The sequence below is a fragment of the Mesorhizobium sp. WSM4842 genome (assembly GCF_055901575.1).
The window spans coordinates 3222486-3237260 of the sequence record NZ_CM148372.1 but is presented as its reverse complement, the minus strand read 5'-3'; the positions used below and the strand labels follow the sequence as shown (position 1 = coordinate 3237260).

The following is a 14775-nucleotide window of genomic DNA, read 5'->3' as shown; positions in this document are numbered from 1 at the left end:
CGGCACCGTGTGCCGTGGCAGTTCGGCAACCTGCATCGATGTGACGCTGGAGGAGACGCCATGGACATGGGCAACAGGAAGACGCAGTTTAATATCTGGTACTGGATCGTCGCCTTCGTCGGGCTGATGATCTTCCAATATGTCTACACTGCCACGCAGCACGTCGCTCAGATTCCCTACAGCCAGTTTGAGACCCTGCTGCGCGACGGCAAGATCGCCGACGTGCAGGTTTCCGATCGCTTCATCCAGGGCCGCTTCAAGCAGCCGCAGGACGGGAAGCCTCTATTCATTACAACGCGGGTCGAGCCGAATCTCGCGCGGCAGCTGCAGGAACACGGCGTCACTGTCACTGGCCAGATCGAAAGCACATTCCTGAGCGACCTGCTCTCCTGGGTCGTCCCGATCCTCGTCTTCTTCGGCTTGTGGATGCTGCTGATGAGACGCATGGGCGGCGGCATGAGCGGGTTGATGCAAATCGGCAGGAGCAAGGCCAGGGTCTACGTCGAGGCCAATACCGGCGTGAGGTTCGATGACGTGGCGGGCGTCGATGAGGCCAAGGCCGAGCTTCAGGAGATCGTGGATTTTCTGAAGAGCCCGCAGGAATATGGCCGTCTTGGAGGGCGCATGCCCAAGGGCGTACTGCTGGTCGGACCGCCAGGCACCGGCAAGACCCTGCTCGCGAAGGCCGTTGCAGGCGAGGCAAAAGTTCCGTTCTTCTCGATCTCAGGCTCTGAATTCGTCGAGATGTTCGTGGGCGTCGGCGCCGCCCGTGTGCGCGACCTGTTCGAGCAGGCATGCGCCAGAGCCCCGGCAATTATTTTCATCGACGAGCTCGACGCGCTGGGCCGCGCCAGGGGTGCGGGCCCGATGATGGGCGGCCACGACGAGAAGGAGCAGACACTCAATCAGCTCCTGGTCGAGCTCGACGGTTTCGATCCGAAGATCGGCGTCGTGCTGCTCGCCGCGACGAACCGCCCGGAAATCCTCGACCCGGCACTTCTTCGCGCCGGCCGTTTCGATCGGCAGGTGCTGGTTGATCGGCCGGACAAGCAAGGCCGCGTCCAGATACTCCAGGTCCACATGAAGAAGGCGAAGCTGGCAGCGGATGTCGAGGCCGAGAAAGTTGCCGCGCTGACGCCGGGCTTTACCGGCGCCGATCTCGCCAATCTGGTCAACGAGGCGACCCTGCTTGCCACGCGCCGGAAGGCAGATGTCGTCACGATGGACGATTTCAACAATGCGGTGGAGCGCATCGTGGCGGGGCTCGAGAAGCGCAACCGGCTGTTGAACCCCAGGGAACGTGAGGTCGTCGCCTATCACGAAATGGGCCATGCTCTGGTAGCCATGGCGCTGCCCGGCGTCGACCCGGTGCACAAGGTATCGATCATCCCACGCGGCGTCGGCGCGTTGGGCTACACGATCCAGCGGCCGACCGAGGACCGATTCCTCATGACTCGCGAGGAACTGGAGAACAAGGTGGCGGTGCTGCTCGGCGGCAGAGCGGCCGAGCAGATCGTGTTCGGGCATCTGTCGACGGGGGCCGCCGATGACCTGGCCAAAGTGACCGATATCGCCCGCGCCATGGTTACGCGTTATGGCATGTCGGAAAGGCTCGGCCATGTGGCGCTGGAAAAGGACCAGCGCTCCTTCCTGAGCCCCAACCCACTCGCCGGCGGTCCGCGCGAGCACGATTACGGCGCGGCCACCGCCGAAGCCATCGACGCGGAAGTTCGCAGCATCGTCGACACAGCTTTCGCGCGAACCGTCGGCCTGCTCACTGAGCGACGGGATCTGCTGGAAAAGACGGCGCGCAAGCTGCTCGAAATCGAGACGCTCAGCGAGGCTGAACTCGCGTCGCTCGTCGGAAACGTCTCGGCACCGGATCGTGCGACAACGGAGGCATCCGATCCGCAATCGGGGAAGCGACCGGTACGACGAGGCAAGGCTGCGGCTACAAACGTCTCGCGCCCCGCCGAGTGATGCCCTTCCTCGTCCCGACGGCAGATCGCTGGCATCGCCAATCTCGACGCGGCCTCCCCAGGTGACCCGTTCCCAGTGGCATAGTGTCGCTGCCAATCACTGAGATAGTCGCCCAGGGCCTGGCAATCATCAACAACGAAGACCGGCACGGCCCCGCGCACGCGCCAAGCCGGCGTTGCGGGCGGCCGCAATCCGCGTCGCGCGGCGCCGGTTGACCGGCTTGTTCAGTAAAGGCTAATGAGGCAGCGTTACGCGACCGATCGTTGTGTCTGTTTTTCAGATTTGGCGTTGCTTTCGTCGCGGTCCGAATCCGCCAGCTACGGTAGGCCAGGCTGAATGACCGACCTCATTTGCCTCGAATTCGCCCCTATCATTGAAGAGCGGTGCTGATTGCAATGCTGGCGCCATCCGTTTACCAACTCCTGCAGACAAAACGAAGGCTCGTATGATCCAGGACAATGCCAGGGTCGGCGTCGTGGTGCCGATGTTCAATGCCGAGCGAACCATTCGCGCCACCTTGACCAGCATCTGCCAGCAGGACCATCAGGCGCTGGATATTATCGTGGTGGACGACGGGTCGACGGACCAGTCCGCCTCGATTGTGGCCTCCTGTGCTGAGAGAGACCGGCGTATACGCCTAATGAGGCAGTCGAACGCCGGTGTTGCGCAGGCCCGCAACAGCGGTGCGGCCTCTACCGATGCAGAGTTTCTGGCGTTTGTCGACGCGGATGATCTCTGGGCCCCATCCAAGATCGCACTGCAACTGCGCGCCCTGCAGGAAGGCGGCTCTTCTGCGGGCCTGGCATATTGCTGGTTTGCCCAAATCGACGAGGACGGCCGGGTATTCTCACTATACCGACCCGATGCCGATGGCCGCGTTCTGCAACGGATGTGCAGAATGAATTTTGTCGGCAACGGAAGTTCGATGCTGATGCGTCGCTCCGCATTCGAGCAGGCGGGACAATTCGATCCTTCCCTGAGGGCCAGGAATGCACAAGGCTGCGAGGACCTTCTCATGTGCCTCAGGATAGCGGAAAGTTACGAATTCCGTGTCGTGCCTCAGCACCTGGTGGGCTATCGGATGACGAACGTCAACATGTCGAGCGATGTCATGCAGATGCTTCGTTCATGTGAAATCGTCCTTGCCGAGTATCGCGAAAAATATCCGCAGTTCGGCAGCGATCTCGATGCGCATCTCGTCGACATGATTCATTGGCTTGCCATCAGAGCCTTGGTCGGCGGGCGGCTGTTCGCAGCCGGCGACCTGCTGAGGAGATACTTCGTCCTGGAACCGCGCACGGCAATTTCCCGCCTGCCCAACATGATCGACATGTACTGCCGGGCCAGGCTGGTTCCTCGCTGGATGAAGGTTGGAGTGAAACGGATGCGAAACAAAAACGCCGAGTTTCGGCGCCTTTATGAAGAGACTATCTGGTGAATGTGAGCGTATTCCTGTTCGCGCGCTTGCAGCGGCTCTTCCGCCACGGGGGTCTGGGTGCACCTCGTGATCTGAGACCTTAAGCGCCGTCTTCGACGAGAGCGGACGGATCAATACTCCTCGGACCTGACTCGCGAAGCTGGCGCGGCGTCGGCGTCTTGAGGGCCACCTGGACTCGCCTTCGAAGCCACTCCGGAGGAAATGGCTGGCAGATGAAAGTCGGATCGGCGTCGAAAAAACGCTCGGAGGTACAGATGGAATGCGGTGAGGTCGGAACCATGCGCTGTTTAACGGCAAGTATTCTTGGCACAAGGCGACACAGCCGCCGCCACAGGTCTTGTGCGGACGGCTTTGCGAAGACATGAAACAGCGCGGCCGGATCGATCCGTGTTGCGTGGACAAGCGGAGCGATGGCCGCGCCTGGCGACGTGCGGGCGGCTTCGCTGCCATAATACGCTGAAGCCACGCCATCGGACCAACGAAACAAGAAAGACGCTAGCTTGGGATGTCGCGTGCGGACTGTTTCAAGGACGATCCGGTGCGATGTCAGCATGACGACATACCTGGTCGACATAGAAGATAGTGATCGCCGGTAACCAATCAGATACTCGGGAACGACATCATAATCGCAGATCGCGGCAATGTTGAGCTGCATCTGCAAGTCTTCGGCTCCTTGGGCGCCTGCGGCTCTGAGCGACGGGTCGTATCCCCCGGTTGCCGTAAGAACTGACCGCCTGATTAGTGGTGAACTTGCATTGCCGATAAAATTCTCAACCAGCAGCCAGTTGTGGACGTCCCCGCGGGCGAGAGTTGGCGGGGAGCATTCGATCACCCAATCATCATCATCGATGACCCGATACCATGCGTAGACAAGGCCGAGAGACGGCCGCGACTGAAAGAGGCTGTGCTGCTTTTCCAGCTTTGTCGGGTGCCACACATCATCCGCATCAAGTGGCGCTATAAATTCACCCTTCGCCGCATGAATTGCCAGGTTTCTGGCGACAGCAACCCCTTGGTTCTGCTGTCTCAGAAGAGAAATACGCGGATCACTGGTTGCAAATGCCTCGACGATCTCAGCGGTCCGGTCGGTCGACCCGTCATCGACCACTATGATCTCTAGCTGTTTGAAAGTTTGCGAGGCGGCCGACTGAAGGGTGTGTCGGATGGTCTTTTCCGCATTGTAGGCAGGAATGATGACGGAAACTGCGGGTTGCATATCGAAAAAAGCCTGCTTTTGATGAAGGATGAAAGAAAGACGGGGCGCCACCGGCCTAAATACTAGCATGCTCGAGCGGGATAGTATCAAGCCGCGCCTCTCCCTATGGCTACTTCAATGTCTGAGAATTCGCCCGGTATTCGCACTTACGGCGGCGACATGTGCTAATATGCTGGTTTCAATCCGCCGAAACTCGTGGATGCCTTCATGCTTCCTTTCATTTCGCTCACATCCGTGCCCGTGGCCCCGTGGTCATATTGCCATCAGCTATATGCTTGAACACTCACATGTATCGCGTTTCTGCCGATCGGGATGGCATCCACGATCGGACATGAGCGTGGTTTTTACGGTTCTTGCGGCGGGAGACCGATGGTGATTCCGCGCGTTCTCCTGCAGCTTGGTCGGCTGGTGCGGCGTCGACGCCTGCGCCGTGCTCCCATCATACTGATGTACCATCGCGTTGCAGATATCGCCGTCGATCCGTGGAGCCTAGCTGTCCATCCGGCGAGGTTCGACGAACAAATCGAAGCGCTGACGCGGAGCCGGCAGGTGGTGCATTTGCATGAGCTGTTTGATGTCATCGCACGGGGAAAGCCAGGCAAACCGCTTGCGGTTGTCACGTTTGACGACGGCTATCACGACGTCTACAGCAACGCTCGCCCGATCCTGCAGCGTCACGACTGCCCGATGACGCTGTTTGTTGCGACGGGAGCAATCGGAAGCGGCAGAGAATTCTGGTGGGATGCGCTCACGCGCATCTGTCTTGAGACCGCTGAACTGCCTGACCAACTCGACATCACGATCGAGGGAGGCAGGCATCAATGGCTTATCCCGAAGATGGTGGAAAAGGCCGGCCGTGACAAAGTCTACCGGGAGGTGTGGTCGGCGCTCCGAACGCTGCCGTATGAGCGACAGAACGCACACGTCGAAGACATTGCGAAATGGGCGGGCGTTGGTCTCGACGCCAGGCCAGAGCACTGTATTATGACTCCCGCGGAGGTTGGTGACATCAGTGACGACCTGATCACGATCGGCGGTCATACTGTCAGTCATCCCACGCTTCCGGCCCATTCCTTCGCGACCCAGCTTCGCGAGATCGTCGACGGCCGTTCGGCCTGTGAGCAAATGACCGGAAAACGCGCCCTCTCTTTTGCATATCCATTCGGAGACCATGACGCTCTGTCGGTAACTGCCGTCAGGGAAGCGGGATTTGAGTTCGCATGCACGACGCGCGCCGGGTGCGTTGCGCCCGAGGCAGACGTGCTGCGTTTACCTCGATTGTATGTCGGCAACTGGTCAGGGGACGAATTCTTGCGAAAAATCGAGGATCATCTGCTCTGATGAACGCACAGCAGACTACTATTATCACGCCTCGACGCGGCTGGTTTGACCTCGATTTCTGGCACCTGTGGCGCTATCGCGATCTGCTGCTCCTGTTCGCGATGCGCGACATCAAAGTCCGCTACAAGCAGACCTTGCTTGGTCCGGCTTGGCTGATCCTGCAGCCCCTGGCGCTTACCGCAGCCTTGACCACCGTCATCAGCGGTATCGCGGGCATTTCAACCGGTGGCCATCCCGCGCCAATCTTTTATCTGACAGCGCTGGTGCTGTGGTCGTATTTTTCCCAAGTCGTCTCCACCGCGAGCCAGGTCTTCATTGCGAACGGTCATCTTTTCAGCAAGATCTACTTCCCGCGACTCGTCGTTCCCGTGTCGTCGCTGCTGTCGAACAGTGTGGCCCTGGCGATCCAGCTTGGCGTCGCATTGGCTTTCTTGCTCTGGTACCAGCTGACAGGAAAAGTGGACGGGTTGTCGTGGCGCCTCGCGTTCTTTCCGCTGGTGATCATCCAGATCGCGGCATTCTCGTTGGCTGTTGGGCTTTGTCTAGGAGCGTCAACCGCGAAGTACCGCGATACAGCTCATATGACTCCGTTCTTGATTCAGATCTGGCTGTTCGTGACGCCGATCATCTTTCCTTTTTCGGCTATTCCCGAGCAGTACCGGACGCTGACCGGATTTCTGAATCCGCTCGCTGTCATAATTGATGAAGGGCGCTGGTGCTTCTTCGGCACTTCGGCAGTCGGTGCGCCACAAATCGCTGCAGCGCTTGTCATGACCTCGGTCGTGCTGTTCATCGGCGTCGTGATATTTCAACGCGTCGAACGAACGGCCATGGACATGCTGTGAAGAGAAATGACAACCCTTGCGGCCCCGTAGAGAGTGAAGGTCGCCTTTCGTCGGCCGCCGCGCATTCTGCACAATGGGCACGACGCCGATGCCATTGATCTCCGTCATCACGCCTTTCCTCAATGTCGAGCGGTTTCTTCCGGCTGCGATCGAAAGCGTGCGCGCGCAAACCTTCACCGACTGGGAAATGCTTCTCATTGACGACGGATCATTCGACGGGAGCGTTGCAATTGCGGTGGCTGCAGCAACCGGCGATCCGCGAATCCGTTTCATTCGATCGAACGGCCAGCGTCGCGGCGCCGCCGCGGCGCGCAATGCCGGAATTGCGGCCGCGTCGGGCATGTTCTTCACGTTCCTGGATGGCGACGATATATTTGAGCCGGAAAAATTTGAGACGGAACTTGCAATCTTTGATGCGCATCCTCGCGCTAAGGTCCTTTACGGACCGACCCTGTGGTGGTTCCCCGATGAGCCGCACAGGAACTGGACCGACTCGATGCCACACCAATCGGGCCGTCTGCACATGCCGCCCGACCTGCTCGACCAGGTCATCGTGCGCCAGCGGGCTCATGTGCCGTGCATCTGCTCGATCATGGTTCACCACGAAGCTTTGGTAGCGGTGGGCGGCTTCGATGAGGCGTTCGAGCTCTACGAAGACCAGACCCTTCTAGTGAAGCTGCTGTTGCGCTATCCGGTATTCGTGACATCCACGCCCACCGGCCGATACAGGCAGCACCTCGATTCAACATCGGCCAAGGCGACTGCTTCCGGCATCTACGATCGACTGCGCCCGCATGCTGCTCGCATTGGTTTCCTCGAATGGGTTGAGATGCATGCGTCGACCTCGGGATTGATGACGCCGGAGTTGCAGCGAGCGCTCCGCTTCGCATTTGCGCGCTATCCGGCCCAGCGTCGGCCCCTGACACTTCGCGATAGGTTTGACCTCGCCATCGAAGCCGGACGCCGGTTCGCTCGGCGGCTGACGCCACACCGCATCCTGTCGAAGGTGTTCAGGGTGCTGACGAGAGCACGGAAGTAGTGGGCGGGACCGGTGGCGCGGATTGGATCGCGACCGAGCCTGAGATGTCTGATATCAACAATACCGTTTTACGTGAATGACAAGTCGCATCGCCTCGCTGGGGGCGACGTGCTAAAACTGACGAGTGTCCTTTCTGTGCCAAAATTCTGTTTGTTATGCCTAAGGTCGCGTTCGATTTCTGGCAACGAACACCAGCCGTTGCCTCTCTGCGAAGCTAAGGAGAATTTGGCTGTTTCATGATCGCAGTCGTCATAACAACTTACAACCATACTCGCTTTCTTGAGGAAGCCATTCAGAGCTGTCTTCGTCAAAGCCGGCCGATGGATGAAATTATTGTCGTCGACGACGGATCCACCGACAATCCAGCATCGGTTGTCGAGCGTCATCCAGGCGTGCGCCTGATCAGGCAGGACAATTGCGGGCTCGCGGCCGCCCGAAACACCGGACTGGCGGCTTCCAGATCCGATTACATCACCTTTCTGGACGCGGATGATCGTCTCCTTCCGAATGCCATTGAGACGGGCGTGCGAATGCTGGTTGCGCATCCAGATGCGGTTCTCGCTTACGGAGCTCATCGCTTCATCAATGGAAGCGGTGCGATCGAGTCAGACAAGCATCACGTCGCGCTTATTGAAGATCCTTATCTTCAGTTACTGCGGACGGGAAACTTCATTGCGATGCACGCGACCGTGGTTTATCGGCGGGAGAGGCTCGCGGCCATGGGCGGGTTCGACGTTTCAATGCGGTCCTGCGAAGACTATGAGCTATTCTTGCGAATCGCCCGGCGCGGTTCGATCGTAACGCACGACGATGTCGTCGCCGAGTATCGCATGCACGGCGACAACATGTCGAAGAATCGATCGATGATGCTCGCTGCAGCATTGTCGGTGCTTGACAAGCAGTTGGCAGGCCCGGTTGACGACGATGTGCGTCTTGCAGTCCGCGATGGTAGGCGGTTCTGGAAGACCTACTATACCGGAGAGTTGACTACAGAGGCCTTGCGCGCGATCCGCGCCGAACCCGCCAAAGCGATTCGCATGCTGCGGCAGGCTTTGCAGATGTCGCCGCCGATCACGCTGCAAACGGCGGCATTTAGGATAAAGCGCAAGGTCGGCAGGCATGTGCGACGGCTGCTCGGAGCTTCCGGCGCCGATTGGCGGGCTCCGCGCGTCGGTTCGGTGCGGTTTGGGGATTTCGCACGCACGATGCCGATGAGCCACTCATTTGGATATGATCGCGGCAAGCCAATAGATCGGTATTATATCGAGAATTTCCTACAATTGAATGCGGCCGACATACATGGCCGTGTGCTGGAAATCGGCGACAACAGCTACACGATGCATTTTGGCGGTGCTCATGTCGTCAAGAGCGACGTGCTGCATGTTGATCCCGATGATCCAAACGCGACCATCATAGGCGACCTGTCGCAGCCCGGAGTGCTGCCGTCAAACGCCTTCGACTGCATCATCCTCACGCAGACACTTCATCTGATCTTCGACATGTCGGCTGCGGTCGCTGCACTGGCCCAAGCACTCAAGCCCGGGGGCGTGCTGCTGCTAACTGTTCCTGGCATCACCCCGGTCGATCGCGGCGAGTGGGGCAGCACGTGGTTCTGGTCATTGACGCAGGCGGCGTTGGCGAAGTTGCTTGCGAAATCCTTCAGCACGGCGAATATGGCGCTCGAAACCCACGGCAACGTCTTTGCGGCAGTTTGTTTTCTCCAGGGACTCGCCAAGGAAGAAGTTTCTGACCAGAAGCTCGACGTCCGGGATACCGCATATCCTATCGTTGTCACGGCGCGCGTCGTGAAGGACGGGCTGACCGCGGATCAACCCGGCAGTCGAACCGCAAATGTTACGGCTTGAGATCGATGACAGAATTGCCAGCCGTTGAGGTCCGAGGACTTTCCAAGCGCTACCGGCGCGGCGCGATCGGCGTGCGCTCATTGCGTGAGGAGGTCGAACAACTGGTCGCGCGTTTGCGCTCGCGGGAAGCTGAAGCTTCCCTCAACGAATTCTTCGCCATCAAGAACATCACTTTTTCCGTTCCGACTGGCACCGTGTGCGGTATCATCGGACGCAACGGCTCGGGAAAGACAACGCTGCTCAAGGTTTTGACCTCGATCACGGCTCCGGATGAGGGCGAGGCAGTGATGCGAGGCCGGATCGGAAGCTTGCTGGAGGTGGGGGCCGGATTCCATCCGGATCTCGACGGGATCGAGAACATCTACCTCAACGGTGCGATCCTCGGCATGAGTAAGGCCGAGATCACGCGTAAGCTAGACCGGATCATCAAATTTGCCGATATCGGCAGCTTTCTCGAAACGCCGGTCAAGCGTTATTCGTCCGGCATGTATGTTCGGCTTGCCTTCGCGATCGCTGCTCATCTGGAGCCGGAGATTCTCGTCGTCGACGAGGTGCTTGCTGTCGGCGATGCTGAATTTCAAAGGAAATGTCTCGGCACGATGAAGAACGTCGCGGGTGAAGGTCGGACCGTGCTGTTCGTGAGCCACAACATGGCCATGGTTCGGCAGCATTGCACAAAAGCGATTTATCTGGACCGCGGCCTTCTGAAGGATTTTGGCGAGGCATCATCGATCATCGATGCGTACCTGTCGAACACCGCCCCGAGCAGCAACGGATCCGAGCGCGTTGGCGATGATGACCTCTGGATGCAAGTGGCTATTGTGCATCCGGGTACGCGCGAGCGCTGCAGCCAGCTCAAGTTTGGCGGCGATTACGATTTTGTGCTGAAGCTGGGCGCGAGGAAATCGTTTCACCGAAGCGTGGTTCATATCCAGATTTTTGATCAGGAAGGCAACTTGATCTCTGTGCTCGAAAGCCTCGCGGAAGGCGTTGGTCAATTTGACATCGTTGGGCAGGCCAAGGTCGTATTCAGCGTGCGATCGTTGGGATTGTTGCCTGGCACCTATAGCGCTGGAGCGGCTCTCTATGCGTGGGGAGAGGATGACCCGGACCTCGCAAGCGAGAACTTGCTAACGTTCGACGTTGTTGCAGCAACGGTCAATGACTCCTATTGGCCATATCTGAAAGAGCACGGGATTGTGCGACTGTCGCATTCTGCCCAGTTGCTTAAGGTGGATTGAAGGCGCGTGGAGAGACGTCGTGGCGAATAAATCTTCGATGTAGTTCAATCCGTCGACCGCGCGACCGCAACGCTGGAATCGCGCGCGCCCTGCAAAGACTGAAGGACAATCCGGGGTTGCGGGAACGCCTCGGTCAGGCATCGCGAAAACGGATAGGGGAAAATTTCTCGCTCGCCGCAGTCGCCGCTCTCGATTGCTTGCGGTAGGTGTCTTCCGCAAAAAAGATCGTCACAACCGGCGGCGATACCAGGCCAGCGCCGTTTCGACGATCCGGTCGATTCCGGATTGCTCAGGCATCCAGCCGAGTTCCCGGGTCGCCTTGCCGGCCGCGGCTACAAGCGCAGGCGGGTCACCTGCCCTGCGCGGACCGTAGGCCACAGGAAGGCGCGTTCCCGAAACCCGGCTCACCGCATCGACCAACTCGTTCACCGTCGTTCCGGTTCCGGTGCCGAGATTGTAGACGTGGACTCCCGGATCGCGCAGAAGCTTCTCCCCTGCCAGAACATGCGCACGGGCGAGATCGGTGACGTGGACATAGTCCCGCACCGCGGTTCCGTCCCTTGTGTCGAAGTCGGTGCCATTAATGGTAAAAATCCGGCCCGATCTAACCGCCGCCTCGATAGCGAGCGGAATGACATGCGTTTCCGGTTCATGCCGCTCACCGACCTCGCCGTCCGGATCACATCCGGCCGCGTTGAAATACCGGAGCACAACCGCGTTGAGGCCATGGGCATCCGAAAGATTGTCCACCATGCGTTCTACGATGAATTTCGACCATCCATAGGGATTGATGGGCGACTGCGGATGCGTTTCGTCAATCGGAGAACGAATCGGAACGCCGTAAGACGCGCAGGTGCTCGACAAGATCAGCTTGTCGACGCCGATCTTCAGCATTTCCTCGAGCAAGACCAGCGTCCCAAAACTGTTATTTCGGTAGTAGAGTTCCGGGCGCTCGACGGACTCGCCGACATAGGCGTAAGCGGCGAAATGCGCCACCAAATCCGGCCGATACTGGTGCAGCGCTGCTGCCACCGCTGCGACATCGCAAATATCGCCCTCGACAAGCGCTCCCCATTTGACCGCGTCGCGCCAGCCGCGCGAGAGGTTGTCATACGCAATGACCGACCAACCGGATTCGGCGAATGCCTTGCAACAGTGTGAGCCGATATAGCCCGCCCCGCCAGTGACCAAGACTGTTTTCATTCGGCTGCAGCGGACCGAGCATATCCCGATGAGACCAAGTCTTCGAAATAGGCAATGGTCGTGGCGAGGCCATCGCGCAATGCAATTCTTGGCTTCCAGTTGAGATCGCGCAAGGCACACCCGATATCAGGCTGTCGCTGCCTTGGGTCATCGACGGGCAAAGGTAAAAACCTGATCTTGGATCGGCTTCCGGTAAGTTCGATCACGAGATTGGCAAGTTCGAGCATCGTGAATTCGACCGGGTTGCCGAGATTGATTGGACCGGTAACATCGTCGGCCGTGTGCATCAGGCGAACCAGACCATCGATGAGATCATTGACGTAGCAAAATGAGCGTGTCTGCTGGCCGGTGCCGTACACAGTTATCGGCTTGTTTCGCAATGCCTGCATGATGAAGTTGGAAATGACGCGGCCGTCGTCCGGACGCATCCTCGGACCGTAAGTGTTGAAGATGCGCGCTACCTTGATTCGCAGACTGTGCTGCCGCCAATAGTCGAAAAACAGGGTTTCGGCACACCGCTTGCCTTCGTCGTAACAGGAACGGGGACCTATCGGATTTACCCTGCCCCAATAGTCCTCGGTCTGCGGGTGAATCTCGGGATCGCCGTAGACTTCAGACGTGGACGCCTGAAGGATCTTTGCGCGAACCCGCTTGGCGAGCCCCAGCATATTGATCGCCCCATGGACGTTGGTCTTTGTCGTCTGGACCGGATCGAACTGATAGTGAACCGGGCTTGCCGGGCAAGCAAGGTTGTATATTTCATCAACTTCTATGTAGAGCGGAAATGTCACGTCGTGGCGAATGATCTCAAAGGATCTGTTGTCGAGCAAATGCGAGACGTTTCTCCGACTTCCTGTGAAGAAATTGTCGACGCATACAACCTCGTGGCCTTCAGCAAGCAACCGCTCGCATAAGAACGATCCCAGAAAACCTGCGCCCCCCGTCACCAAGACTCGCTTTGCCTGCTGCATTTTAGGGATCCTCACGCCAGTTCTTCACGCAATCGAATGCGCAAAGCCCTGAGGCGAGGATAGGAAAAAAATGCTGCGCAGCAAACACAAAATGTTAACGCACTTGAAATGGTCGCGTGAGGTGTGCGCAAAAATACGCGAAAAAACCGTTCATTCGCCCGTTTTGACGGTTTTCGTCCGAACGTCGGCTTGCCGGCAATCGGCATTTGGACGTGAACGCGCTGCGCCGCAGCATGATCGATTGCTAATTAAGGGAGATCCTGCACAGTCTTGACCCGGCTCCTATCACCGCCGATGAACGCCTCGCGATTGGGGGTCAAAAGCTGACATAGGCGATGTCCACTTTCGACCCCCTGCATCCTCTCTCCGCCGTGCTACGCCGGTTGCAACTCCCTGCGCGGCAGCCGCGGGAAGGCGATCGCCACCGCCACCGCGCCGAGCCCGACCAGGGCCGAGCCGATGAACAGCCAGGAATAGCTGGCATAGGCATCGAACACCATGCCGCCGGCGAGCGGGCCGAAGGCCATGCCGATGCTGGACAACATGGTCACAGCACCAAACACCGTGCCGAGGATGCGCTGGCCGAAATATTCGCGCGCCAGCACCGCATAGAGCGGCATCACGCCGCCATAGGTGGCGCCGAAGATGACGGCCAGCGTGTAGAATTGACCAAGCTCACTGACGGCGAGATAAGCAGCGATGACCACGGACTGTATCGCCAGACCGGTAATCAGCACCGGCTTGACCCCGAGCCGGTCGGCAAGCACGCCGTATAAAAGCCTGCCGCCCAGCCCCGCCAGGCCCTCGATGCTGTAGATGCTGACCGCCGCCATCGGCGCTATGCCGCACAGCATCGCATAGCTCACCATGTGGAAGATTGGCCCGGAATGCGCCGCACAGCAGGCAAAGAAGGTCAGTGCCAGCACGATGAATTGCGGCGAGCGCAGCGCCTGCGGAACCGACATGCCGGTATCGTCGGCGGCAAGAGCGGAGGCGGCGCCGTCAGCGGCAGGCTTGGGCGGCTGACGCACCAGCAATGCGGCCGGCACCAGCAGCGCCCACGCCGCGACGCCGATGACGAACATGGCGGTGCGCCAGTCATAGGCCGAGATCAGCCAGCGCGCGAAGGGCGAGATCGTCATGGGTGCCACGCCCATGCCGGCCGATACCAGCGAAACGGCAAGGCTGCGGTTCTTGTCGAACCAGGCCGTGGTCAGCGCGATCATCGGCGCAAAGAAGGCGCTTGCCGCGAGGCCGACGAGCACGCCATAGGTGATCTGGAAGACAAACAGCGAGCCGGTGCGGCTGGCCAGTACCAACGCCAGCCCGAGCAGCACCGCACCTGTCATCACCACGATGCGAGAGCCGTAGCGGTCGTAAATGGCGCCCCAGGCGAAGCCGCCGAGGCCCATTACCAGGAAGTTCAGCGTCATCGCGCTCGATATGCCGGCGCGCGACCAATCTGTGTCGAGCGCCATCGGTTCGAGGAAGATCGCGAGCGAGAACATCGCCCCGAGGGCGACACAGGTCATCAGGGCGCCAGCCGCGACGATGACCCAACGATAGGAAATGCGCATATTTTTCTCCCGAGATCGTTTGGACACGGCGCGACTTCTTTCGAGCTTCGTCACACCGC

Annotated in this window: 11 protein-coding genes; 7 read left to right on the top strand and 4 right to left on the bottom strand. The window is 59.1% G+C overall.

What is annotated here, in order from left to right:
- The first annotated feature begins 60 nt into the window (after window positions 1–60).
- Window positions 61–1980, top strand: a complete 1920-nt coding sequence (ftsH, locus tag AC0NIE_RS15580; RefSeq protein WP_473487527.1) for an ATP-dependent zinc metalloprotease FtsH — start codon at window positions 61–63, stop codon at window positions 1978–1980.
- Window positions 1981–2425: 445 nt separating this feature from the next.
- On the top strand, window positions 2426–3418 hold the full coding sequence (locus AC0NIE_RS15575; protein ID WP_473487526.1) for a glycosyltransferase family 2 protein: 993 nt from the start codon (window positions 2426–2428) through the stop codon (window positions 3416–3418).
- Between the two features lie 79 nt (window positions 3419–3497).
- On the opposite strand, the gene AC0NIE_RS15570 is transcribed toward AC0NIE_RS15575, so the two are convergent.
- Window positions 3498–4724: a glycosyltransferase family 2 protein gene (locus tag AC0NIE_RS15570; RefSeq protein ID WP_473487525.1), complete on the bottom strand. Its 1227-nt coding sequence runs from the start codon at window positions 4722–4724 to the stop codon at window positions 3498–3500.
- 279 nt (window positions 4725–5003) lie between these two features.
- Between AC0NIE_RS15570 and AC0NIE_RS15565 the strand changes: the two genes are divergently transcribed.
- The 5 genes from AC0NIE_RS15565 to AC0NIE_RS15545 all read left to right on the top strand — a co-directional run bounded on the left by AC0NIE_RS15565 (window position 5004) and on the right by AC0NIE_RS15545 (window position 10965).
- Window positions 5004–5975: a polysaccharide deacetylase family protein gene (locus tag AC0NIE_RS15565; RefSeq protein WP_473487524.1), complete on the top strand. Its 972-nt coding sequence runs from the start codon at window positions 5004–5006 to the stop codon at window positions 5973–5975.
- On the top strand, window positions 5975–6820 hold the full coding sequence (locus tag AC0NIE_RS15560) for an ABC transporter permease (protein ID WP_473487523.1): 846 nt from the start codon (window positions 5975–5977) through the stop codon (window positions 6818–6820). The genes AC0NIE_RS15565 and AC0NIE_RS15560 overlap by 1 nt, the downstream gene beginning before the upstream one ends.
- Window positions 6821–6908: 88 nt before the next feature.
- Window positions 6909–7859 (top strand): glycosyltransferase family 2 protein, encoded by a 951-nt coding sequence (locus AC0NIE_RS15555; RefSeq protein WP_473487522.1) that lies wholly within the window; start codon window positions 6909–6911, stop codon window positions 7857–7859.
- 236 nt (window positions 7860–8095) lie between these two features.
- Entirely contained in the window at window positions 8096–9724 is a 1629-nt protein-coding gene (locus AC0NIE_RS15550) for a glycosyltransferase family 2 protein (RefSeq protein ID WP_473487521.1), read from the top strand.
- A gap of 5 nt (window positions 9725–9729) precedes the next feature.
- Entirely contained in the window at window positions 9730–10965 is a 1236-nt protein-coding gene (locus tag AC0NIE_RS15545; protein ID WP_473487520.1) for an ABC transporter ATP-binding protein, read from the top strand.
- 228 nt (window positions 10966–11193) lie between these two features.
- On the opposite strand, the gene galE is transcribed toward AC0NIE_RS15545, so the two are convergent.
- The 3 genes from galE to AC0NIE_RS15530 all read right to left on the bottom strand — a co-directional run bounded on the left by galE (window position 11194) and on the right by AC0NIE_RS15530 (window position 14716).
- Window positions 11194–12168 (bottom strand): UDP-glucose 4-epimerase GalE, encoded by a 975-nt coding sequence (gene galE / locus AC0NIE_RS15540; RefSeq protein ID WP_473487519.1) that lies wholly within the window; start codon window positions 12166–12168, stop codon window positions 11194–11196.
- The gene (locus AC0NIE_RS15535; protein WP_473487518.1) at window positions 12165–13139 is read right to left on the bottom strand and encodes a UDP-glucuronic acid decarboxylase family protein; all 975 of its coding nucleotides are present in this window, start codon (window positions 13137–13139) and stop codon (window positions 12165–12167) included. Before AC0NIE_RS15535 ends, galE begins: the two co-directional genes overlap by 4 nt.
- Window positions 13140–13513: 374 nt before the next feature.
- Window positions 13514–14716 carry an MFS transporter gene (locus AC0NIE_RS15530; RefSeq protein WP_473487517.1) on the bottom strand — a complete coding sequence of 401 codons (1203 nt, stop codon included), beginning with the start codon at window positions 14714–14716 and terminating at the stop codon, window positions 13514–13516.
- Window positions 14717–14775 lie beyond the last annotated feature (59 nt).

What these genes read in the sequence shown, in the direction of transcription:
- ftsH (WP_473487527.1), top strand. Translation starts at nt 61, where the DNA reads ATGGACATGGGCAACAGGAAGACGCAGTTTAATATCTGGTACTGGATC.
- AC0NIE_RS15575 (WP_473487526.1), top strand. Translation starts at nt 2,426, where the DNA reads ATGATCCAGGACAATGCCAGGGTCGGCGTCGTGGTGCCGATGTTCAAT.
- AC0NIE_RS15565 (WP_473487524.1), top strand. Translation starts at nt 5,004, where the DNA reads ATGGTGATTCCGCGCGTTCTCCTGCAGCTTGGTCGGCTGGTGCGGCGT.
- AC0NIE_RS15560 (WP_473487523.1), top strand. Translation starts at nt 5,975, where the DNA reads ATGAACGCACAGCAGACTACTATTATCACGCCTCGACGCGGCTGGTTT.
- AC0NIE_RS15555 (WP_473487522.1), top strand. Translation starts at nt 6,909, where the DNA reads ATGCCATTGATCTCCGTCATCACGCCTTTCCTCAATGTCGAGCGGTTT.
- AC0NIE_RS15550 (WP_473487521.1), top strand. Translation starts at nt 8,096, where the DNA reads ATGATCGCAGTCGTCATAACAACTTACAACCATACTCGCTTTCTTGAG.
- AC0NIE_RS15545 (WP_473487520.1), top strand. Translation starts at nt 9,730, where the DNA reads ATGACAGAATTGCCAGCCGTTGAGGTCCGAGGACTTTCCAAGCGCTAC.
- galE (WP_473487519.1), bottom strand. Translation starts at nt 12,168, where the DNA reads ATGAAAACAGTCTTGGTCACTGGCGGGGCGGGCTATATCGGCTCACAC.
- AC0NIE_RS15535 (WP_473487518.1), bottom strand. Translation starts at nt 13,139, where the DNA reads ATGCAGCAGGCAAAGCGAGTCTTGGTGACGGGGGGCGCAGGTTTTCTG.
- AC0NIE_RS15530 (WP_473487517.1), bottom strand. Translation starts at nt 14,716, where the DNA reads ATGCGCATTTCCTATCGTTGGGTCATCGTCGCGGCTGGCGCCCTGATG.